The sequence below is a fragment of the Kitasatospora sp. NPDC051984 genome, from assembly GCF_044593455.1.
Classification (GTDB): domain Bacteria; phylum Actinomycetota; class Actinomycetes; order Streptomycetales; family Streptomycetaceae; genus Kitasatospora.
The window spans coordinates 214,102-235,827 of record NZ_JBIUCB010000009.1; the positions used below are offsets into that span (position 1 = coordinate 214,102).

Annotated in this window: 20 protein-coding genes; 12 read left to right on the forward strand and 8 right to left on the reverse strand. The window is 72.1% G+C overall.

All coding sequences use genetic code 11. The features are described 5' to 3' along the window. Positions 1-30: 30 nt before the first annotated feature. Positions 31-684, forward strand: coding sequence for an MBL fold metallo-hydrolase (locus ACIHEI_RS20175; protein ID WP_396607564.1), 654 nt, complete (start codon positions 31-33; stop codon positions 682-684). Between the two features lie 51 nt (positions 685-735). Here the strand turns inward: ACIHEI_RS20175 and ACIHEI_RS20180 are convergent, their stop codons facing one another. The 4 genes from ACIHEI_RS20180 to zapE form a co-directional block, all read right to left on the reverse strand. Beyond that, on the reverse strand, positions 736-1,716 hold the full coding sequence (locus ACIHEI_RS20180) for a TerC family protein (RefSeq protein WP_396607565.1): 981 nt from the start codon (positions 1,714-1,716) through the stop codon (positions 736-738). A 269-nt stretch (positions 1,717-1,985) separates the two neighbouring features. After that, a complete protein-coding gene (locus ACIHEI_RS20185; protein ID WP_387646460.1) occupies positions 1,986-2,564 on the reverse strand; it encodes a TerD family protein in 579 nt (192 codons plus the stop codon). A 173-nt stretch (positions 2,565-2,737) separates the two neighbouring features. After that, positions 2,738-4,828 carry an excinuclease ABC subunit UvrB gene (gene uvrB / locus ACIHEI_RS20190; protein ID WP_387862743.1) on the reverse strand — a complete coding sequence of 697 codons (2,091 nt, stop codon included), beginning with the start codon at positions 4,826-4,828 and terminating at the stop codon, positions 2,738-2,740. A gap of 35 nt (positions 4,829-4,863) precedes the next feature. Further along, positions 4,864-5,913, reverse strand: a complete 1,050-nt coding sequence (zapE, locus tag ACIHEI_RS20195; RefSeq protein WP_396607566.1) for a cell division protein ZapE — start codon at positions 5,911-5,913, stop codon at positions 4,864-4,866. A 249-nt stretch (positions 5,914-6,162) separates the two neighbouring features. Between zapE and ACIHEI_RS20200 the strand changes: the two genes are divergently transcribed. The 5 genes from ACIHEI_RS20200 to ACIHEI_RS20220 all read left to right on the forward strand — a co-directional run bounded on the left by ACIHEI_RS20200 (position 6,163) and on the right by ACIHEI_RS20220 (position 11,642). After that, positions 6,163-6,939: a pyrimidine reductase family protein gene (locus tag ACIHEI_RS20200; protein WP_392951714.1), complete on the forward strand. Its 777-nt coding sequence runs from the start codon at positions 6,163-6,165 to the stop codon at positions 6,937-6,939. A 131-nt stretch (positions 6,940-7,070) separates the two neighbouring features. Continuing rightward, positions 7,071-7,535: an indole-3-glycerol phosphate synthase gene (locus tag ACIHEI_RS20205; RefSeq protein ID WP_387646470.1), complete on the forward strand. Its 465-nt coding sequence runs from the start codon at positions 7,071-7,073 to the stop codon at positions 7,533-7,535. A 97-nt stretch (positions 7,536-7,632) separates the two neighbouring features. Then, a complete protein-coding gene (gene murC / locus ACIHEI_RS20210; protein WP_396607567.1) occupies positions 7,633-9,039 on the forward strand; it encodes a UDP-N-acetylmuramate--L-alanine ligase in 1,407 nt (468 codons plus the stop codon). Positions 9,040-9,068: 29 nt separating this feature from the next. After that, positions 9,069-9,473, forward strand: coding sequence for a peptide-methionine (R)-S-oxide reductase MsrB (gene msrB, locus ACIHEI_RS20215; protein ID WP_387646473.1), 405 nt, complete (start codon positions 9,069-9,071; stop codon positions 9,471-9,473). A 39-nt stretch (positions 9,474-9,512) separates the two neighbouring features. Then, positions 9,513-11,642 carry a restriction endonuclease gene (locus ACIHEI_RS20220; RefSeq protein ID WP_396607568.1) on the forward strand — a complete coding sequence of 710 codons (2,130 nt, stop codon included), beginning with the start codon at positions 9,513-9,515 and terminating at the stop codon, positions 11,640-11,642. Positions 11,643-11,825: 183 nt separating this feature from the next. Here ACIHEI_RS20220 and ACIHEI_RS20225 read toward each other — a convergent pair whose 3' ends face one another. Further along, positions 11,826-12,740 carry a GNAT family N-acetyltransferase gene (locus ACIHEI_RS20225; protein ID WP_396607569.1) on the reverse strand — a complete coding sequence of 305 codons (915 nt, stop codon included), beginning with the start codon at positions 12,738-12,740 and terminating at the stop codon, positions 11,826-11,828. A gap of 192 nt (positions 12,741-12,932) precedes the next feature. On the opposite strand from ACIHEI_RS20225, the gene ACIHEI_RS20230 reads away from it, so the two are divergent. From ACIHEI_RS20230 to ACIHEI_RS20245, 4 genes are all read left to right on the forward strand, one after another. After that, positions 12,933-13,805, forward strand: coding sequence for a DUF692 domain-containing protein (locus tag ACIHEI_RS20230; protein WP_396607570.1), 873 nt, complete (start codon positions 12,933-12,935; stop codon positions 13,803-13,805). After that, entirely contained in the window at positions 13,774-14,211 is a 438-nt protein-coding gene (locus ACIHEI_RS20235; protein WP_396607571.1) for a hypothetical protein, read from the forward strand. The genes ACIHEI_RS20230 and ACIHEI_RS20235 overlap by 32 nt, the downstream gene beginning before the upstream one ends. 59 nt (positions 14,212-14,270) lie before the next feature. Next, entirely contained in the window at positions 14,271-15,377 is a 1,107-nt protein-coding gene (locus tag ACIHEI_RS20240) for a TIGR04222 domain-containing membrane protein (RefSeq protein ID WP_396607572.1), read from the forward strand. A 75-nt stretch (positions 15,378-15,452) separates the two neighbouring features. After that, positions 15,453-16,217 carry a TIGR04222 domain-containing membrane protein gene (locus tag ACIHEI_RS20245; protein WP_396607573.1) on the forward strand — a complete coding sequence of 255 codons (765 nt, stop codon included), beginning with the start codon at positions 15,453-15,455 and terminating at the stop codon, positions 16,215-16,217. Between the two features lie 52 nt (positions 16,218-16,269). On the opposite strand, the gene hemQ is transcribed toward ACIHEI_RS20245, so the two are convergent. After that, positions 16,270-16,980 carry a hydrogen peroxide-dependent heme synthase gene (gene hemQ / locus ACIHEI_RS20250; protein WP_387646489.1) on the reverse strand — a complete coding sequence of 237 codons (711 nt, stop codon included), beginning with the start codon at positions 16,978-16,980 and terminating at the stop codon, positions 16,270-16,272. 29 nt (positions 16,981-17,009) lie between these two features. After that, positions 17,010-18,464, reverse strand: coding sequence for a protoporphyrinogen oxidase (gene hemG / locus ACIHEI_RS20255; RefSeq protein WP_396607574.1), 1,455 nt, complete (start codon positions 18,462-18,464; stop codon positions 17,010-17,012). 112 nt (positions 18,465-18,576) lie between these two features. Between hemG and ACIHEI_RS20260 the strand changes: the two genes are divergently transcribed. Next, a complete protein-coding gene (locus ACIHEI_RS20260; protein ID WP_396607575.1) occupies positions 18,577-19,524 on the forward strand; it encodes a DUF4349 domain-containing protein in 948 nt (315 codons plus the stop codon). 185 nt (positions 19,525-19,709) lie between these two features. Here ACIHEI_RS20260 and hemE read toward each other — a convergent pair whose 3' ends face one another. Continuing rightward, positions 19,710-20,798 (reverse strand): uroporphyrinogen decarboxylase, encoded by a 1,089-nt coding sequence (hemE, locus tag ACIHEI_RS20265; RefSeq protein WP_387646495.1) that lies wholly within the window; start codon positions 20,796-20,798, stop codon positions 19,710-19,712. A 165-nt stretch (positions 20,799-20,963) separates the two neighbouring features. Between hemE and ACIHEI_RS20270 the strand changes: the two genes are divergently transcribed. Then, on the forward strand, positions 20,964-21,617 hold the full coding sequence (locus tag ACIHEI_RS20270; protein ID WP_387646497.1) for a DUF3000 domain-containing protein: 654 nt from the start codon (positions 20,964-20,966) through the stop codon (positions 21,615-21,617). Positions 21,618-21,726: the final 109 nt, after the last annotated feature.

Consider the following 21,726-nt stretch of genomic DNA (forward strand, 5'->3'; position numbering starts at 1 on the left):
GGAACCCCAGCAGCAGCGAGGAGCGACGTGATGACGTACCACGGAACGGTCAAGGTCGGCGGCGCGCCCGACGTCCGGGAGCTGGCCCACCTGATGATCACCAAGGTGGCGGTCGGACCGTACGACAACAACGCCTACCTGCTGCGCTGCCGGGCCACCGACGAGCAGCTGCTGATCGACGCGGCCGCCGACGCGCCGGTGCTGCTGGAGACCGTCGGCAGCCGGCTGGCCATGGTGGTCACCACCCACCGGCACCACGACCACTGGGGCGCGCTGGCCGAGGTGGTCGCCGCCACCGGGGCACGCACCGCGGCCGGGCGGGTCGACGCGGAGGGCATCGAGGTGCCCACCGACGTCCTGCTGGAGGACGGCTCGGTGCTCCGGGTCGGGCAGGTCGAGCTGACGGTCCGCCACCTGGTGGGCCACACCCCCGGCGCGATCGTGCTGGTCTACGACGACCCGCAGGGCCACCCGCACCTGTTCACCGGCGACTGCCTGTTCCCGGGCGGGGTGGGCAACACCTGGGGCGACCCGGCCGCCTTCGACTCGCTGTTCCGGGACGTCAACGAGAAGATCTTCGACGTCCTCCCGGACGAGACCTGGGTCTACCCGGGCCACGGCAACGACACCACGCTGGGCGCCGAGCGCCCGCACCTGCCGGAGTGGCGCGACCGCGGCTGGTGAGCGGAGAGCACGAGGGCCCCCGCCGAGGCGGGGGCCCTCAGGTGTGTGCGGTCAGGCGTCGATCTTCTCCGGCTTGCTGGAATCGTCCTGCTTCCGCGAGGCGATCAGGCTGGTGACGGTGGTGACCGCCAGGGTCAGCAGGATGAAGCCCAGCGACACCGGGATGCTGATCTCCGGGACGTGCACGCCGGCCTCGTGCAGCGCGTGCAGCACCAGTTTCACGCCGATGAAGCCGAGGATCACCGACAGGCCGTAGGACAGGTGGACCAGCTTCTTCAGCAGCCCGCCGATCAGGAAGTACAGCTGCCGCAGACCCATCAGCGCGAAGGCGTTGGCGGTGAAGACGATGTACGGGTCCTGGGTGAGGCCGAAGATGGCGGGGATCGAGTCCAGCGCGAACAGCACGTCGGTGGTGCCGATCGCGATCATCACGATCAGCATCGGCGTCATCAGCCGGCGGCCGTTCTCCCGGACGAACAGCTTGGTGCCGTGGTACTTGTCGGTGGACGGGATGCGCTTCTGGACCGCCTTGAGCAGGCGGTTCTCCTCGAAGTCCTCCTCGCCCTCCTCCTCGGCCCGGGCCTCCTTCAGCAGCTTCCAGGCGGTCCAGATCAGGAACCCGCCGAAGATGAAGAACACCCAGGAGAAGCTGGAGACCAGCGCCGCGCCGCCGGCGATGAACACCGTCCGGAGAACCAGGGCGATGATCACACCGAACATCAGCACGCGCTGCTGGTAGATCTTCGGCACCGCGAACTTGCCCATGATCAGAATGAACACGAACAGGTTGTCGACGCTGAGCGACTTCTCGGTGATGTAGCCGGCGAAGAACTCCCCGGCCGGCTCTCCGCCGCCGTACCACCAGAGGAACCCGCCGAACAGCACGGCCAGCACGACCCAGACCGCGGTCCAGATCCCGGCCTCCTTGAGGGAGACCTCGTGCGGTTTGCGGCCGCCGATGAAGAAATCGGCGGTGATCAAAAGGGCCAGCACCACGATGGTGCCGGCCCACAGGCCTGCGGAAACGTCCATGACTGCTCCTCCGGCAGTTAGGCGAACATCGTCACTGCTGGAGGTCTCTTCCGCCGCGCGGCACACCCATTGGTCGGCGCCGCACGACCAGCGCCCCGGGATGCCGCGACGGGCATCCGTGATGACGGGGTCACTGAACGGGGAATACTCCCCTCCGCTCCCGTCGAGAGTAACAGGGGAACCAAGGGGAGGTAAAGAAGGTAAAGAGATGCGTGACCGGGTAAAGCCCGGGCCGCCCCTACGCGGAGCCGCTCACAGGGCGGAGCCGCTTACAGGAAGGGCTCGATGAACGGCAGCATGTCCCGGAAGGTGCGGCCCGTCGCGGGCGCGCCGATCGCGGTCATCTTCCAGCCCGCGCCGTCCCGCTCCACCTTGGCCATGATCTGACCGGTGTGGGTGCCGCCGCCGGCGAGCTCGTAGCGGGCCAGCTCCTTGTTGGTGGTCTCGTCGACCAGGCGGCAGTGCGCGTTCTGCACCTCCTGGAAGTTCTGGCCGCTGTACGAGCTGACGGTGAACACGATCTGGGTGACCTTGCGCGGCACCTTGGTCAGATCGACCAGGATGCTCTCGTCGTCCTCGCCGCCGACGCCGCCGACCAGGTTGTCGCCGGTGTGCTGCACCGATCCGTCGTTGCTGACCAGGTGCGAGAAGAACACCACGTCGCTCATCGTCTTGCCGTCGTACAGCAGGGCGGACGCGTCCAGGTCGATGTCCTTCGGGCGGCGGCTGAAGAAGCCGCGCTTGCCCGGCGCCGACTTCCAACCGAGGCCCATCCGGACCACGCTCAGGGTCTCGCCACTGGACTTCAACAGGCTGACGCTCTGACCCTTGGCCAGGTTCACCGACACGCCACCACCCCTTCCTCCGGGTCGCCCCGGCTTCTCGCCCGTGACCGGCCGCGACAGGAGCGTCCTGCCCCCATGCCGGTCCGCACCACCCTACGCCGCCGCCCCGCCGCCCCGGTCCGGGACGGCGAGACTGTGGCAGAACTACGACACAGCGGCTGTTTCGGACAGCCGGATCAGGCCATGCCGGCCTCGCGCATCTGGCGCAGCTCGCGCTTGAGCTCCTTGACCTCGTCGCGCAGCCGGGCCGCCACCTCGAACTGCAGCTCGGCGGCGGCGGTGTGCATCCGGTCCGTCATGTCCTGGATCAGCTCGGCGAGTTCGGCCGCCGGCAGGTTCTTCGCGGGCTTGCGGTCGATGCCCAGCGACGGCACCGCGGCCTTGCCCTTGCCCTGCTGGCGGTAGCCGGTGGCGAGCAGCTCCTCGGTGTCGACGTCCTCACCGGCCATGGTGGAGAGCAGGTCGCCGATCTTCTTCCGCAGCGGCTGCGGGTCGATCCCGTGCTTCTCGTTGTACGCCTGCTGGACGGCGCGCCGGCGGTTGGTCTCGGAGATCGCCAGGTCCATCGCCGGGGTGATCTTGTCGGCGTACATGTGCACCTGGCCGGAGACGTTACGCGCGGCACGGCCGATGGTCTGGATCAGCGAGGTGCCGGAACGCAGGAAGCCCTCCTTGTCTGCGTCCAGGATCGCCACCAGCGAGACCTCGGGCAGGTCCAGGCCCTCGCGCAGCAGGTTGATGCCGACCAGCACGTCGTACTCGCCGGCCCGCAGTTCGCGCAGCAGCTCGATCCGGCGCAGCGTGTCCACGTCGCTGTGCAGGTAGCGGACCCGGATGTCCAGGCCGAGGAAGTAGTCGGTGAGGTCCTCGGCCATCTTCTTGGTGAGCGTGGTGACCAGGACCCGCTCGTTCTTCTCCACCCGCTGCCGGATCTCGTGCACCAGGTCGTCGATCTGGCCCTCGGTCGGCTTGACGATCACCTCGGGGTCGATCAGGCCGGTCGGGCGGATGATCTGCTCCACCTGCCCGTCGCCGCGCGCCAGTTCGTACTTGCCGGGGGTGGCCGACAGGTAGACGGTCTGGCCGATCCGCTCCTGGAACTCCTCCCACTTCAGCGGCCGGTTGTCCATCGCCGAGGGCAGCCGGAACCCGTGCTCGACCAGCGTGCGCTTGCGCGAGGCGTCGCCCTCGTACATCGCGCCGATCTGCGGGACCGTCACGTGCGACTCGTCGATGACCAGCAGGAAGTCCTCGGGGAAGTAGTCGAGCAGGGTGTTCGGCGGCGAGCCGGGCTCGCGGCCGTCGAAGTGCATCGAGTAGTTCTCCACGCCCGAGCAGGTGCCGATCTGGCGGAGCATCTCGATGTCGTAGGTGGTGCGCATCCGCAGCCGCTGGGCCTCCAGCAGCTTGCCCTGCTTCTCCATCCGGGCGAGGGTCTGCTCCAGCTCCCGCTCGATGTCGTTGACCGCCCGCTCCATCCGCTCCGGGCCGGCCACGTAGTGCGAGGCGGGGAAGACGTACACCGAGTCGTCCTCGCTGATCACCTCACCGGTCAGCGGGTGCAGCGTGTACAGCGCCTCGATCTCGTCGCCGAACATCTCGATCCGGACGGCGAGTTCCTCGTACACCGGGAAGATCTCGATGGTGTCGCCGCGCACCCGGAAGGTGCCGCGGCTGAACGCCAGGTCGTTGCGGGTGTACTGGATGTCCACGAAGCGGCGCAGCAGTGCGTCCCGATCGACCTCCTCGCCGACCTTCAGCTGCACCATCCGGTCCACGTACTCCTGCGGCGTGCCGAGGCCGTAGATGCACGACACCGACGCCACCACCACGACGTCCCGCCGGGTGAGCAGGCTGTTGGTCGCGGAGTGCCGCAGCCGCTCGACCTCCTCGTTGATCGAGGAGTCCTTCTCGATGTAGGTGTCCGTCTGCGGGACGTACGCCTCGGGCTGGTAGTAGTCGTAGTACGAGACGAAGTACTCGACCGCGTTGTTCGGCAGCAGCTCGCGGAACTCGTTCGCCAGCTGCGCGGCCAGCGTCTTGTTCGGCGCCATCACCAGGGTGGGACGCTGCAGCTTCTCGATCATCCACGCGGTGGTGGCGGACTTGCCGGTACCGGTCGCGCCGAGCAGGACGACGTCCTTCTCCCCCGCGCGGATCCGGCGCTCCAGCTCGGCGATGGCCGCCGGCTGGTCACCATTGGGCTGGAAGGGGCTGACGACCTCGAAGGGCGCCACGGACCGCTCAATACTCGTGATGGGACGCACGACTCCACCGTACGACCGGCCACCGACAGTCTGAGTTACTTGGCGGAATCCCGGGCCAGCGCGACCAGGCGGGAGACGGCCCGCAGGTACTTCTTGCGGTAGCCGCCGTGCAGCATCTCCTCGGTGAACACCTGGTCGAACGGCACGCCGGACGCGGTGATCGGCAGCTCCCGGTCGTACATCCGGTCCGCCAGCACCACCAGGCGCAGCGCGGTGGACTGGTCGTCGACCTGGCGCACGCCACGCAGGAAGACCGCGCCGATGTCGTCCAGCAGCGCGCCGTAACGGCTGGGGTGCACCTCCTTCAGGTGCTCCAGCAGCGTGTCGAAGTCGTCCAGCGAGGCGTTCGGGGCGGCGGCCGCGCGGGCCGTCACCTCGGCGTCGGTGTACGGCGGCGGCGCGGCCGGGAGGCCGCGGTGGCGGTAGTCCTGGCCGTCGATCCGCACCGGGCGGAAGTGCGAGGACAGGCCCTGGATCTCCCGCATGAAGTCTGCGGCCGCGAACCGGCCCTCACCGAGCTTCTCCGGCAGCGTGTTCGACGTCGCGCAGAGCTTGACGCCGTTCTCCACCAGCCGGCTCAGCAGCGTGGACACCAGCACGGTGTCGCCCGGGTCGTCCAGCTCGAACTCGTCGATGCACAGCAGCCGGTGCGAGCTCAGCGTCCTCACCGCGCCCTGGAAGGTCAACGCGCCGACCAGGTTGGTCAGTTCGACGAAGGTGCCGAACGCCTTCGGCCCCGGCACCGCATGCCACAGTGACGCCAGCAGATGCGTCTTTCCTACGCCGTACCCGCCGTCCAGGTAGATCCCCGCCGGCCCGCTCGGCGCCGGCGCGGACCGCCGGAACCACCCACGCTTTACCGGCTCCGCACCGCCGTTCAGGCTCGCCGCGAAACCCTCCAGGATCTGCACGGCCTCGTACTGGCTCGGCTGCGACGAATCCGGCAGGTAACTGCCGAAACTCACGCCGGAAAAACGCGGCGGCGGCACCATCTCGGCCACCAGCCGCTCGGCCGGGACCACCGGCCGCCGGGAGGCGAGGGCTGTCGCGGTACGGATTTCGGACTCCGAGGCAGGTGCAGACACGGAGAACAAGCGTACAGGTGGGCGAGAGACCAGGGGCGCGAGAGCCGGCGGGCGCGAAAACAGGGGCGCTGGGGGTACCCCCAGGCGAAGCCGAGGGGGCGGAACTGCGCGACAAGCGCACGCCACGCCCGCAAGGTCGCGATCAAGTGCAGCTCATTGTCCCGCGTCGCGATCTTGCAGTGGGGTGCCTTCCGATGCGCGCAGTTCCCCGCGCCCCTGTCTTCGCATCCGCCTGCCAGACTCGGAGCCATGGAACAACTGATCGGCAACACCCCCGGCACCCCCGGCACCCTGGAGTGGCTGGCCCAGGCGTACGCGTACCCGTCCGAAGGCCCGTGGCTGCGGGCGAACATGGTGGCCTCGCTGGACGGCGCGGCCCGGCTGGACGGCCTCTCGGACGGGCTGTCGAGCGCAGCGGACAAGCGGATCTTCGGGGTGCTGCGCGCGCTGTGCGACGTGGTGCTGGTGGGTGCGGAGACGGTGCGGGCGGAGGGTTACCGGCCGGGGCGGGCCCGTAAGGAGTTCGCGGAGCAGCGGGCCGCCGCGGGTCAGTTGCCGGCGCCGGTGATCGCGGTGGTGACGCGGAGCCTGGACCTCGATCTCTCGGCGCCGCTGTTCACCGAGCCGCTGGTCCCGACGGTGGTGATCACCACTTCCGACGCGCCGGCCGACCGACTCGCCCGGACCGGCGAGGTCGCCGAAGTGATCATCGCGGGAACGGGCTCGGTCGACCTCCCCCGCGCGGTCGGGGCGCTCACGGAGCGTGGTTGGCGCCGCCAGCTCTCGGAGGGTGGCCCCCGCCTGCTGGGGCGGCTCGCGGCGGACGGTCTGCTGGACGAGCTGTGCCTCTCGGTGGCCCCTCTGGTGACGGGCGGTGATTCGCCGCGGATCGTCAACGGGCCGCAGGTTGCGGACGTCCGGCGGATGCGGTTGGCGTCCCTGATCGAGGAGGAAGGTTTCCTCTTCACCCGCTATCTGCGGCCGACCGATCCGGACCGGTCCCCGAGCGACCCCGCGCTCACCTGAGCCACTTCCTGACCGATGTGGACCACGTGTTCCATGTGGCGCGTGTGCAGCGTGAGGAATCCTTCCTCCGGGCACTATGAAGGAGGGGATGAAAGCCGGACCCGGGGGCCCGTACCAGCGAAGGGACTCACGTGTTCAAGACCGTACTGATGATCGAAAAGGCACTCTCCGACGCCGACGTGGAGCTGGTCACCACCCTCCACGGCGACGAACAGGTGTCTTTCGTCGTCCTGATGCAGCCGCGCGGTCGGCAGGACGAACTGCTGCGCGCCCTGGACGATGTGGCCCTCGGCCATCTTGACCAGGCGGTGCACGAGCACGACGAGCGCGACGGCGACGGGCCGACGCTGGCCGGCGAGTCCCTGGAGCACAGCCTGCGACACCTGCGGCGGGCCGGCGCGGAGGCGGTCGGCGAGGTGGTCGAGCAGCAGCCGCTGGTGCGCCTGCGCGAGGTGGTGGAGGAGAACCGGGCCGACGAGGTGCTGGTCCTGACCTCGCCGCACTTCGTAGAGGAGTTCTTCCACCGCGACTGGGCGTCCCGCGCCCGGCACGAGGTCGGCGTCCCCGTACTCAAGCTGTTCGCCAGCGACTCCTGACCGCCCTCCCGATTAGGGCAGAATCGTCCCGTGCGCTCCGGTAGCTACAGAGCGCACGGGACGACCCTTTTCCGACCCCGCCCGTACGGAGCCAGCCTTGAACGACGCCGCGCACGACCTGCACGCCCCGCACTTCATCGGCATCGGCGGCGCCGGAATGTCCGGTCTGGCGAAGATCCTCGCGGTGCGCGGCGCCACCGTCTCGGGCAGTGACGCCAAGGAGTCGGAGACCGTGCGTGCGCTGCGCGAGCTGGGCGCGACGGTGTTCGTAGGCCACGCGGCCGAGCACCTGCCGGCCGGGACCAGCAGCGTGGTGGTCTCCAGCGCGATCCGCGCCGACAACCCGGAGCTGGTGGCGGCGCAGGAGCGCGGCGTCCCGGTGGTGCACCGTTCGGACGCGCTGGCGGCGCTGATGGGCGGCCGTCGGGCGCTCGCGGTGGCGGGCACCCACGGCAAGACCACCACCACCTCGATGCTGGCGGTCAGCCTGGGCGAGCTGGGCCTGGAGCCGTCGTACGCGATCGGCGGCGACCTGGACCTGCCGGGGTCGAACGCGCACCACGGCGCGGGCGAGATCTTCGTCGCGGAGGCGGACGAGAGCGACCGCAGCTTCCACAAGTACGCGCCCGAGGTGGCGATCGTGCTGAACGTGGAGCTGGACCACCACGCCAACTACGCGTCGATGGAGGAGATCTACGAGTCCTTCGAGACCTTCGTCGGCCGCATCGTCCCCGGCGGCACCCTGGTGGTGTCGTCCGACCACGAGGGTGCCCGTGAGCTGACCCGACGGGTCACCGGGCGCGAGGGCCTGAACGTGGTGACGGTCGGCGCGGCCGAGGACGCGGACGTGCGGGTGCTGTCGGTGGTGGCGCGCGGCATGACCAGCGAGGTGACGGTCGAACTGGGCGGCGAGCAGCTGACGTTCACCGTCTCGGTGCCCGGCCGGCACTACGCGCACAACGCGGTGGCGGCGCTGGCCGCGGGCGTCGCGCTGGGCGTTCCGGCGGACGGGCTGGCGAAGGCGCTGGGCGCGTACACCGGGGTGCGGCGGCGGCTGCAGCTGAAGGGCGAGGCCCGCGGCGTGCAGGTGATCGACTCGTACGCGCACCACCCGACCGAGATGGCCGCCGACCTGGAGGCGATCCGCGAGGCGGCGGGCGACGGCCGGGTGCTGGTGGTGTTCCAGCCGCACCTGTTCTCCCGCACCCAGCAGCTGGCCGAGGAGATGGGCCAGGCGCTGGCGCTGGCCGACGGCTCGGTGGTGCTGGACATCTACCCGGCCCGCGAGGACCCGATCCCGGGCGTCACCGCCGAGCTGATCATCGACTCGGCCCGCCGGGCCGGTGCGGACGTCCGCGCCGAGCACGAGTTCGCCGCCGCACCCGCCGTGCTGGCCGCGCTGGCCCGCCCCGGCGACCTGGTGCTGACCATGGGCGCGGGCGACGTCACCAACCTGGGCCCGGAAATTCTGGCCGCCCTGGCGGACGTTGCACCTGCTGTCTGATCCGACGGCCGAGCCCTGGAGAGTGCGCCGTGAGCTACGAGGTCCAGAAGTCCGACGCCGAGTGGCGGTCCGAGCTGACGCCCGAGGAGTACCACGTGCTCCGCGAGGCCGGCACCGAGCGGCCGTTCGTCGGCGAGTACACGGACACCAAGACGGTCGGCGTGTACAGCTGTCGGGCGTGCGGCGCGGAGCTGTTCAGCAGCGAGACGAAGTTCGATTCGCACTGCGGCTGGCCGTCGTACTACGCCCCGCTGGCCGGGGACTCGGTGGAGTACCTGGAGGACAGCACCCTCGGGATGCGCCGGGTCGAGGTGCGCTGCAAGAAGTGCGGCAGCCACCTCGGGCACGTTTTCGAGGGTGAGGGCTACGGAACGCCGACCGACCAGCGGTACTGCATCAACTCGATCTCGCTGAAGCTGAAGCCGGTCGAGTAGGAGGCGCGGGCGCCCGCCCCCGTGGAAGACTGATCGCTCTTGGTCGGTCTGGACGTGGGTGGGGCGGGCGTGGCGCGGCGGCGGTCTTCCGGGGTGTGGTCGGTACTGGCGGAGGCGCAGCGCGCGCAGCACCAGCGCGCGGAGGCGCAGCGAAAGGCGGCGGCCGCGCAGCAGCGGGACAACGAGCGGGCGCAGCGCGAGGCGCAGCGAGCAGCCGCGCGGGGTGAGCGCGAGGCGCTGAAGGCGTACCAGCAGCAGCGGGATGCGGACGCGGCCCGGCGGACGGCCGAACTGGACGACCGGGTCGCCGAGTTGCGCGGGGTGCTGGCGGCGGGGCTGGCCGGTCCGGGGTTCTCGCTTGCGGAGCAGAGCCGGGGCGGGCAGGGCGCGGTCCCGCCGTTCGACCCGGGTCCGCTGGGCAATCCGGTGCCGATGCCCGATCAGAACTGGTACCTGGTCCCGCCGTTGACGGGCGCCCAGGCGTACAACCCGGCCGCCCGCCGCCAGTGGGAGGAGCAGGCCGCGCACGCCCGGGCCAGGTTCGAGTACGACTGGCATGCGGCAGGGGCGGCCGAGCAGCAGCGGCAGCGTCAACTCGCGGACTACCGCGCCCAGTACGACGCGTGGGCGGCCGAGCGGCACCGGCTGCTGGCCGGGCAGAGCACCCAGGCCGGGCAGCTCGCCTCGCGGCTGCGGGCGGGCGACGCGGCAGCCGTGGCCGAGTACTTCGAGGCGGTCATCGACTGGCGGGAGGACTGGCCGGACGGCTTCCCCACCGACGGCGAGGCCTCCTGGGACGCGGACACCCGCCGGCTGGTGGTGCGCTGGGAGCTGCCGGCGTTCGATGTGGTGCCGACGGTCGGCCGGTACCGCTACGTCCGGTCCGACGACCGCGAGGACGAGGTGGCCCGGCCCGCCACCCAGCGCAAGGAGATCTACCGCGAGGTGCTGGCGCAGTGCGCGCTGCGCGTGCTGGCCGAGGTGTTCCGGGCCGACACCGACCACCTGATCGCCTCGGTCGGCCTGAACGGCGTCGTGGTGGCCCCGGACCCGGCGACCGGCCAGGAGGGCGACCGCTGCCTGCTCGCGGTGGAGGTCGACCGGGAGACCTTCGCCGGGCTCGCCCTGGACCGGGTCGCCCCGCTGGACTGCCTGCTCGACGGGCTCGCCGGACGGCTGTCCAACCGGCCGGAGAAGGCCGACACGGTCGCCCCGATCCCGGCCGCCGCGACCTCCGCCGGGGACGGCGAGGAGCCCGACCTGTTCGCGATGGACCCGATCGAGTTCGAGAAGCTGATCGCCGAACTGTTCCGCCGCCGCGGCTTCCGCACCAGCACCACGGCCCGCAGCGGCGACGAGGGCGTGGACGTGCTCGCCGAGGACCCGGACCCGATCACCGGCGGAAAGATCGTCATCCAGGCCAAGCGCTACCGGCACACCGTCTCCCCCAGCGCCGTCCGCGACCTCGAATCCACCATGCGCCGGCAGGGCGCCAACCGCGGCATCCTGGTCACCACTTCGGGCTTCGGCCCCGGCTCGCGCAAGCACGCCGAAGGCCAGCCGCTCACCCTGGTGGACGGCCCGATGCTGCTCACCCTGCTCCGCGAACACGGCCTCCCCGGCCGCCTCGGGCCCGCCCCCGTCCCCGCCCAACGGGCCGACGAGACACCGGCGGTGGAACTGATGCCCGGCCAGAACACCGCCCTCCCGGACGGCGAGGTACGGGTCCGCTTCCGGGCCGGCGGCGCGGAAGCCGATCTGACGCTGCTGCTCCTCGGCCCCGACGGCAAAGTGCGCGCCGACGAGGACTTCGTCTTCTACCACCAGCCGACCGCGGCCGACGGCGCCGTCATCCTGGAACCCGGCGACGGCAGCGCGATCGTCCGCACCGGCCAACTGCCGGACGCCATCCGCCGCGTCGTGATGTCGGTCAACCTCGACACGGACGGCGACGCCACCTGCGCCGACCTGATCGACCCCGCCGTCGAACTCGCCTCCGGCGCCGGCCGCTGGGTCTTCCACCCGCCGACCGACCCCGCCATCTCCGCCATGCTGGTCGCCGAGCTCTACCGCCACCCGTCCGACGGCTGGAAACTCCGCGCCATCGGCCAGGGCTGGGCGGACGGCCTGGCCGGCCTGGCCCGCGACCACGGGGTGGACGTCGAGTAGGAGGGCGCGAAACCAGGGGGAGCACAACCGGGGGCGCGGGGAACTGCGCGAAGGGGAACGCACCCGACCGCAAGATCGCGACGCAGGACAATGACCTGCACGTGATCGCGACCTTGCGGACGGGCTTTGCGCTTGTCGCGCAGTTCCCCGCGCCCCTGATTTCGCGCCCAACCGCTCGCGCAGCTAGAGCGTCCGGCTGTGCTTCCACTCCTCCGCGCAGACCCCGTACCCGAACCACTCGTTGATCGCGAGCATCGCCGCGTTCTCGGCGTCGTTGTGCGTGTACGCGGCCGTCAGCCCCCGGGCCTGCGCGCGGTGCAGCGCGTGCGCCTTGGCGAGTTTGGCGAGGCCGCGGCCGCGGTGGGTGGAGCGGGTGGCGGTGAACGCCGACCAGTAGTGGCGGCCGTCGGTCTGGGCGGCGGAGAAGGCGACGGCCTCGCCGTGGTCGAGGGCGACGGTGGTGAGGGTGTGGTCCTGGTCGGGGCGCTGCCAGATCTCGGCGAGCCAGCCTTCGTACGACTGGTCGTCGAGGACGAGGTCGCCGGGTTCGGAGCGGGTGGCGTCGATGTCGACCAGGTAGATCGGGTGCGGGTCGTCCAGGAAGTCGGCGGCGGTGCGCAGTTCGATGCCGGGCGGGGTGGGCGGCAGTGGCGGCAGCGGGACGGTGAGGTCGAGGCCGGCGTACTGGGCGCGGCGGCCGCGCCGGTAGCCGCGGGCGGCGGCGAAGCCGAGTGCTTCGGGTGTGCCGTCGGCCCAGCCGTGGGCGTCGCGGACGCCGAGCGCGGCGAGTTCGCGTTCGGCGGCGGTGAGCAGCGCGGTGCCGATGCCGGCGCCGCGGTGTTCGGGCATCACGCTGACGTTCAGGAAGCCCTGGTCGGGGGTGGTGCTCTCGGTGACCGGGCCGAACCTCGCGGAGCCGACGACCTGTCCGCCGCGTTCGGCGACCAGCAGGTTGAAGTGCGGCAGTCCGACGAGCCAGTTGGTCACCTCGGGTGTGACGACCAGGTGCGGCCGGCCGGCCCGGTAGGCCTCGGTGGCCCCGGCGGCGTCTTCGGGTGCGAACGGGCGGATGTGGTACGGCATAGAAGTCATAGGCATGTCACGTTAGTCAATCGTTCGCCTGCGCGCTGCTGAATTTCCCCCACCTGCGGGCCGGTCGGTTCAGTGAGTGGGAAACCTCAAGTTCAGCTCTGAGTTTCCGGTGTCCTGCTTGGCACCGGCTCCGTCCGGATACACCCTCGGCATGGGGGAGGCGGGGCCGTCGAAAGGCCCGGCGGGAAGGGGTGTTTTGTGTCCTCGCACGGAATTCCGCAGCTGGGTACGGGGCTCGGCTGGCGCCCCGAGATCGACACCGCCGTGGAGCGGCTGCCCGGTCTGGACTGGGTGGAGGTGGTCGCCGAGAACGTCTGCGCCGACCATCTGCCGCCTTCGTTGACCGCGCTGCGCGAACGGGGCGTCACCGTCGTTCCGCACGGCGTCTCGTTGGGGCTCGGTGACGCCACCGAACCCGACCCGGCGCGGCTGGCCCGGCTGGCCTCGGTCGCCGAGGCGCTCGGTGCGCCGCTGGTCAGCGAGCACTTGGCGTTCGTCCGGGCGGGCGGGCTGGAGGCCGGGCACCTGCTGCCGGTGCCGCGCACCCGGGAGGCGCTGCGGGTGGTGGCCGCCAATGTGCGGATCGCCCAGCGCGAACTGCCGGTGCCGCTGGCGCTGGAGAACATCGCCGCCCATCTGGCCTGGCCGGGCGACGAGTTGACGGAGGCCCAGTTTCTCGCCGAACTCGTCGAACGCACCGGCGTGCACCTGCTGGTGGACGTCGCCAACCTGCACACCAACCGGGTCAACCTGGGCATCGACCCGGCCGCCGAACTCGACCGGCTGCCGCTGGACGCGCTCGCCTACGTGCACGTCGCCGGCGGGGTGGAACGCGACGGCGTCTGGCACGACACCCACACCCACCCCGTCACCGCCCCCGTGCTGGACGTGCTCGCCGCGCTGTGCGAACGCACCGACCCGCCCGGGGTGCTGCTGGAACGCGACGGCGCCTACCCGCCGCCCGCCGAACTGTCCGCCGAACTCGACGCCATCCGCCGGGTCCACCGCACGGCCCGCGACCACCGGGAGGAGCCCGACCGTGTCCGAACTGGACGAATATCTGATCCGTGACCGCGCCGACGCCGAACTCGCCCTGGCCCGACACCAATTGGCCGCCCGCCAGGAACAGTTGCTGGCCGCCCTGGTGGCCGGCGGACCCGCCCCGGCCGGATTCGACCCCGCGCAACTGCGAACCCAGGCCGAGGGCCTGATCGCCAAGCGCCGGGAGACCGTCGGCCACCTGATGCCCGAACTTCCCGAACTGCTCGGCACGGACTTCGCGCCGCTGTTCCGCCGCTACGCCGCCGACCACCCGCTCACCGGCGGCTACCGGGCAGACGCCCGCACCTTCGCCGGCTGGGCCCTGGATGCCGCACCCACCGCACCCTGGCACCCGGCGCTGCACCACCTGCTCCACCCGGCCACCCGCCGCTGGGCCCGCCTGCTGCCGCGCCGCGCCGCGAAGGCACACCGGTAACCACCGCAGCGCCACGCTGCCGCCGCACCGATCCATCGCACGAAAGGACACACGGGGGAATGTGGAACAGCCTGTTCTTCGTGGCCCTGGCCCTGGTCGCCGTGACCATGGTCGCCGCCACTGTCTTCAACCACCGCTGCCGCCGGGTCACCGAACCGCAGGGCCTGCCCGGGCGCGGCATGCCGCTGCTGCACGCCGCCTTCCTGGCCGGCGGCCCGGCCCGGGCGGTGGACACCGCGCTGGTCCGGATGGAACGTGAGGGCCGCGCGGTGATCTCCCGCGCCCACCGGGTGACGGTCACCGACGTCGCGCCGCGCGACGCCGTCGAGCAGGTGCTGATCACCGCCGTCGGCGGCCGCACCGGACGGGACCTGTCGGTGCTGCGCGCGTCCGTGCTGGGCAGCCCGGACGTGCAGCGGATCGGCGACGCGCTGGCCGCCCGCGGCCTGATGCGCCACCCGGCCAAGCTCAAGGCGGCCTGGCGCGCCCGCAGGATGGAGGTGTTCGCGCTGTGGACGGCCCTGGGGCTCGGGACGATCTCCACCTTCCACTGGCTGCACGCGCCGGAGCGGGACACCAGCACTCCCCCGTTCTTCGCGTTCGGGGCACTGGTCCTGGTCGCCGCCGTGCGCCTGATGGTCGGACGGCCACCGAAGGCGCGGATCACGCCCGCCGGGGAGCGCCAGCTGGAGCTGGTGCGGGGCAGCAGCCCGTGGCAGCCGCGCGAGGTCGACCGGCAGTACGCGGCCGTGGTCGGCGCGTTCGCGCTGGACGGGTCCACCGCACTGACCGACCCCGCCGACCAGCCGCTGCGCGAGGCGCTCGACGGCACCACGGCCGGACCGGTCCGGCCGGTCCGGCCGGTCCGGATGGCGAAGTCGAAGCGTTCGACACACGCGTTCAGCACCTCGGACACCACCGCGGCGGCCACCACCGGGGCGTGGTGCGGGAGCACCGCCGTCTCCTGCGGGTCGTCCGGCTCCTCGGGGCACTCCGGCCACTCTGGACACTCGGGCGGGCACTCCGGCGGATCCTCGCACTCCTGCGGGTCGTCGCACTCCGGCGGATCCTCGCACTCCGGCGGGTCCTCGCACTCCTGCGGGTCGTCCAGTTCGTGCGGTTCGTCCAGCTCCTGCGGGTCGTCCAGTTCGTGCGGCTCGAGCTGAGGCCGTGTCACAGTTCGGTATCGCGGCAGGTGGATCCATTCCACTTGCCGCACACCCAGGACTAGAACAAACATCATGTGGGTGTTGCTGCTGATCCCGACCTGTGCCGCCGCGGTGCTGTCCTGTCTGCACCTGGTCCGGGTCGCCGCGATCGCCGACGCCCTCGCCGAGCATCTGCCGGCCGCCGACCGGGCCGCCGGGATCGGCCTGTACGAGACCGCGTACCTGGCGGGCGGGCCTGGCCGGGTGGTGGAGCTGGCGCTGGTCCGGATGGCCGGGCTGGGCCGGCTGCACCTCGCGCACACGGGGTGGACGACGGTGGTCGATCCGCAGGGCCGGGGCCGGCTGGAGCGGGCGCTGATCAGCGCGATCGGGCCCGAGGGCCAGTGCCGCACCGCCCAGTTGAAGGCGGCGCTGGCCGCCGACCCCACCGTCCGGGACATCGGCGACCGGCTGGCGCTGGCCGGGCTGGCGACACCAGCGGTGATCCGGGACCGGGCCCGGCGGGCGGTCCGGCAGGTGCGCTGGGCGCTGCTCGCGGCGGTCGCGATGCTGCTGCTCACGATCGTCCTGACCGCCGACGGCCAGGCGGCCCGGACGGCCCTCGCCTGGTACGCCCTGCCGCTGGTCCTGACGGGCGGCACCCTGCTGATGGCCCGCGTCGACGTCCACGCCTACACCGCCTGGGCGGCCCCCGCCGGCCAGCGCCTGCTCCGCACCCTCCGCTGGCCCCACATCTGCCGCACCGGCACCACCGACGACCTGCTCACCGCCGTCGCCATCCGCGGCCCCGAAGCCGTCCAGGACCCGCGCCTGCGGGCGGCGTTGGGCCACCGCTAGCGAAAAACGCCGCCACCGCGCAGGAGCACGGCGGCGGCGTTCGGTCTGCGGGTCAGAACAGTCCGGCGACCAGGTCGCCGACCGACTTGCGGCGGCCGGTGAAGAACGGCACCTCCTCGCGCACGTGCAGGCGCGCGCGGGACGGGCGCAGGTCGCGCATCAGGTCGACGATGCGGTGCAGTTCGTCGGCCTCGAAGGCCAGCAGCCACTCGTAGTCGCCGAGCGCGAACGAGGCGACGGTGTTGGCACGGACGTCCGGGTAGCCGCGGGCCATCTGGCCGTGCTCGGACAGCATCGCCCGGCGCTCCTCGTCGGGGAGCAGGTACCACTCGTAGGAGCGGACGAACGGGTAGACGCACACGTACTCGCGGGGGCGCTCGTCGGCGAGGAACGCGGGGATGTGCGACTTGTTGAACTCGGCGGGGCGGTGCAGCGCCATGTTCGACCAGACCGGCTCCAGGTGGCGGCCCAGCTCGGTGCGGCGGAAGCGGTTGTACGCCTCCTGCAGGTCGTCCGAGTTCTCGGCGTGCCACCAGATCATCAGGTCGGCGTCGGCGCGCAGGCCGGACACGTCGTAGGTGCCGCGGATGGTGACGTCCTTGGCGGCGAGCTGCTCGAAGAGGGCGTCCACCTCGGCCACCAGGGCGGAGCGGTCCTCGGGGAGGCCGTCCTTGAGCTTGAACACCGACCACATGGTGTAGCGGATCACCTGGTTGAGGTCGCGGGCCTTCTTCTTCACGGGCTGCTCAGTGCTTTCGGTCATGAGCCCATTGTCCCTTCTGTGCGGGTGGTTCAGCTGACGGGGTGGACGGCGTCGGCGGCCTTGCGGGCGCTCGCGACGACGGCGGGGATGCCCACGCCGTCGTAGGCGGCGCCGCACACGGTGATCGCGCCGAGCGCGTCCAGCTGGGTGCGGATCCGGGCGACCCGGTCGAGGTGTCCGACCGGGTACTGCGGGAGGCCGTCGGTCCAGCGGGTGACGGCGTGGTCGTAGGGGGTGGCGGTCAGGCCGACGGCCTCGTGCAGGTCGGCCAGCGAGCGGGCGAGGATTTCGGCGTCGTCCAGCTGGAGCGCGGCGTCCTCGCGGTGCCGGCCGAGCGAGGTGCGCAGCAGGAAGGTGTCGGGCGCGGAGCGCTCCAGCCAGCCCCACTTGTTGCTGGAGAAGGTGGACGCCTTGATGTTGCGGCGGTCCACCGGCGGCACCAGGAAGCCGCTGCCGGTGAGCGGGCTGTCGGCCAGGTCCGCGCGCCGGAAGGCCAGCGTGACCAGGGCCATCGAGGCGTACTCGATCTCCCGCAGCTCGGCCGCGGCACCGGGCGCGTCGGCGGCGAGCAGTGCGGCGGCGTGCGGGGCGGGGACGGCCAGCACCACGGCGTCGGCGTGCAGTTGCTGTCCGCCGGTGGTGACCTGCCAGCCGTCGGGGGTGCGGCGCAGCGCCTCGACGGGGTGGCCGGTGAGCAGTTCGGCGCCGTGCGCGCGGTCGTGGGCGGCGATGGCGTCGGGGAAGATCCCGAGGCCGCCGCGCAGGCCCTGGAAGACCGGGCCGGTGGCGGTGGAGCGGCCGGTGAGCTCGCGGACGGCCTCGGTCAGCGAGCCTTCGCGCTGGGCGAGCGCCAGCAGTTGCGGGACGGCGGCGCGGATCGAGATCTCGTCGGCGTGCCCGGCGTACACGCCGCCGAGCAGCGGTTCGACCAGGCGGTCGACGACCTCGCGGCCGAGCCGGGCGGCGATGTAGCCGCCGATCGCGGCGTCGTCGCCGATCTCGGCGGGCTGCTCGTTCGCGGCCCGCTCCAGCCCCTCGGGGGTGAGCACGCCGGAGGCCTTGAGGGCGTCCAGGTCGCCGGGCACGCCCATCAACTGGCCGCCGGGCATCGGACGCAGGCCCTCGCGGGTCCAGATCGACGCCTTGGCGGTGGTGGGCGGCTCCAGCTGCTCGCCGAGACCGACCTGCCGGGCCAGTTCGACGGCTTCGGGGCGGCGAGCCAGCATCGACTCCGCGCCGAGGTCGACCCGGACGCCGCCGACCTCCCCGCCGAGCAGTTTGCCGCCGAAGCGGTCGGATGCCTCCAGCACGGTGACCCGCACCGGCCGGTCACTGAGGAAGGCGGCCGCGGCCAGGCCCGCGACGCCGCCACCGATCACCACGACGTGAGGTTTCGCCATGCCTCGAAGTCTTCCAGCCCTTATCCCGAATCCCGAACCGGCCCACTGGGCGCCGAGACCGGGGTGACGCCGAGGCGTGATCATTCCGGTACCGCCGGCCCGGGTCCGGTCCGCGGGCCCGCGCGTCACAGTGCTGACGGGGCGGGCGAGCGGCCCGCCCGCGACCCGGGGAGGGGACACGGGCATGGGAGTACGGGTGCACAGAGCGGGGGCCGTCGGCGTACTGGCGGCGGTGCTGCTGCTGGCCGGATGCAGCGCGAACGAGGGCAGTTCGGCGTCCAGGGCGGCGGACCAGGCGGCCGCACCGGCGGCAGCGCCCGGTGACGGCAAGGCGGCGGTCGCCGCTGCCGGGGCGGGCGGAACGGCGGCCCCGTCCGCCGGGGCGAGCGGTCAGCCGACGAACCGTCAGATCGCCTACCAGGCCAGGATGACCGTCCGGGTGGACGCCCTGGAACCGGCCCGGGACAAGGCCGTGGACCTGGTCGGGCAGGCCGGCGGCTACGTGGCGGCCGAGAGCCGGCGCGGCGCGGGCGACGGCGCCGAGGCCACCCTGACACTGAAGGTGCCGTCGGAGTCCTACCAGAAGACCGTCGACGCGCTCGGCGGGCTGGGCCGGCGACTCGCCATGACCAGCCAGTCCGACGACCTGACCGGGCAGATCGCCGACGTGGACAGCCGGATCAAGTCGATGCGGGCCAGCGTGGACCGGGTCCGGGCACTGATGGCGGAGGCCAAGACGCTCTCCGAAGTGGTGTCACTGGAAAGCGAGTTGACCCGCCGCGAGTCCGACCTGGAAGCGCTGGAACGCCAGCAGCAGCAGCTCACCTCCCGGACGTCGCTGTCCACCGTGACGCTCGACCTGCTGACGGACGCCCAGCGGCCCACCGGCGCCGTGCCCAAGCACAAGGACGGCTTCTGGGCCTCGGTCGGCAAGGCCCTCACCGGCGGCTGGCACGCCCTGCTCGCCGTCCTGCACGGCCTCCTGGTGCTCCTGGCCGCCGGCGCCCCGTTCCTCCTGGTCGTGGCCCCCGCCGCCTGGCTCCTCCGCCGCCACTACCGCACCCGCCCCCGCCCGACGGCCCCTTCTTGGAAGAACCCGCCCGCACCCCCGCAGCACCCGCCGACGACCGAACCGGAGGACTGACCCTCACCGCACCACCGCCGCCCTCGGGCCCGCACGGCCCGCAGCACGACGCCCGGACCCCCGCCGCAGCAGGGGCGAGCCGTAGCTCGATCCGGTCGACCTGCGCGCCGGCTGGACGCCCGCCGAGGAGACCCACCGCCAGATCCTGGCGGTGCGTCTCCTCGGCGGCGACAGGCCGTAGGGCCTCAGCGAGCGCTGGCCTCGTGGACGAAGGCGACCAGGCGGGTCAGCGCGTCCGGGTCCATGGTCGGCATGACGCCGTGGCCGAGGTTGAAGATGTGGTGGCTGCCGCCGAGCGCCTGGGCGGCGTGCAGCACCTCGCGGGCCTTGGTCTCCACCACGTGCGTGGGGGCGTACAGCACGGCCGGGTCGAGGTTGCCCTGCAGGCCCTTGCCGGGGCCGACCCGGTTGGCGGCCTCGTCCAGCGGGACCCGCCAGTCGACGCCGACGATGTCCGCGCCGGCCTGGCCCATCAGGCCGAGCAGCTCGCCGGTGTTGACGCCGAAGTGGATCCGCGGCACCCCGTACGGCGCGACCGCGTCGAACACCTTGGCGCTGGCGGGCATCACCGAACGGCGGTACTCGTCGGGCGCGAGTGCGCCCGCCCAGGAGTCGAACAGCTGGATCGCCGAGGCACCCGCCTCGATCTGGATCTTCAGGAACGCCGAGGTGATCTGCGAGAGCCGGTCGACGAGCTCCGCCCACAGCTCGGGCTCGCCGTACATCATCGCCTTGGTGTTCTCGTACGACTTCGACGGGCCACCCTCGATCAGGTAGCTGGCCAGCGTGAACGGCGCGCCGGCGAAGCCGATCAGGGGGGTGGCGCCGAGCTCGGCGACCAGCAGGCCGACCGCCTCGGTGATGTACGGCATGTCGTCCGGCTCCAGCGGACGCAGCCGCTGCAGGTCGGCCTTGGTGCGGATCGGGTCGGCGATCACCGGGCCGACGCCGCCCTTGATCTCCACGTCGATGCCGACCGCCTTGAGCGGGACGACGATGTCGGAGAAGAAGATCGCGGCGTCCACCTTGTGCCGGCGCACCGGCTGCATGGTGATTTCCTTGACCAGGTCGGGCCGCATGCAGGAGTCGAGCATCGAAATGCCCTCGCGGACCTTCAGGTACTCGGGCAGCGAGCGGCCGGCCTGCCGCATGAACCACACGGGGGTGTACGGCACCGGCTCGTTGCGGGCGGCGCGCAGGAAGACGGAGTCGTACGCGGCGCCGCGGGGCCGCTGACCGGACTGGGCTGCGGGGGTCTCACTCACGTCCCACATCCTCGCACGCGGGCGCTCCCGTCCCGGCCGCCACCAGGCAAAACGGACACCTCGGACACCCGTGGCGCGCACAGCGGTCCCGGCCTGGCCGATTTCCGGAATTTCGGCACGCCGGAGGTACGAAAGTGCTCGGATTGCGGGCCCGCGCCACCTAGGCTTCCGCACATGGCAGCGGTCGGCGGGCAATCCGCACAGGGTGGAGGAACGGGCAGGGAGTCGGTGCCGATCGAGTTCCGCGAGGCGGTCGAGGCGCTGACCGGGGCGCGGCTGCGTCCCGAGGTGCAGCTGTCCCCTCGGCCCGCCCCCCGCCGGCTGGCCCCGCACGCCTTCGCGCTGTCCGCCTCGGTCGAGGTGGACGGCGAGGAACTGGCCGACGGCACCCTGGTCCTGCTGCACGACCCGGCCTCTCCGGAGGCCTGGAACGGCGAGTTCCGGGTGGTCACCATGACCCGGGCCGAGCTGGAGCCGGAGATGGCCGGCGACCCGCTGCTGTCCGAGGTCGGCTGGAGCTGGCTGATGGACGCCCTCCAGGCGCACGGCGCCCGGTTCGCCGAGCCGGGCGGCACCGTGACCAGATGCCACTCGCAGTACTTCGGGGCGCTGGCCGAACGCGGCGCCTCCACCGAGATCGAGCTGCGCGCGTCCTGGACGCCCGCCGACCGCCGCTTCGACCGTCACCTGGCCGCCTGGGCCGAGCTGCTGTGCGTGTGCGCCGGGCTGCCGCCCGCCCCGTCCACCCCGCCGCCGGCCGCCGACTCCGGCGCCCTCGGCGGCGTGGTGCCGATGCCGGCCCGCCGCCGGCCGCGCAACCCGCACTGACCGCCGCCCGCCCGTTCCGGCCCGGCGCCACCGTCACCCCCGCGCTCGCACAGCCGTCCGCACCCCCCGTGCCGTAGACACCCCGGGGGGACCGTCAGCCGTCCCGGTG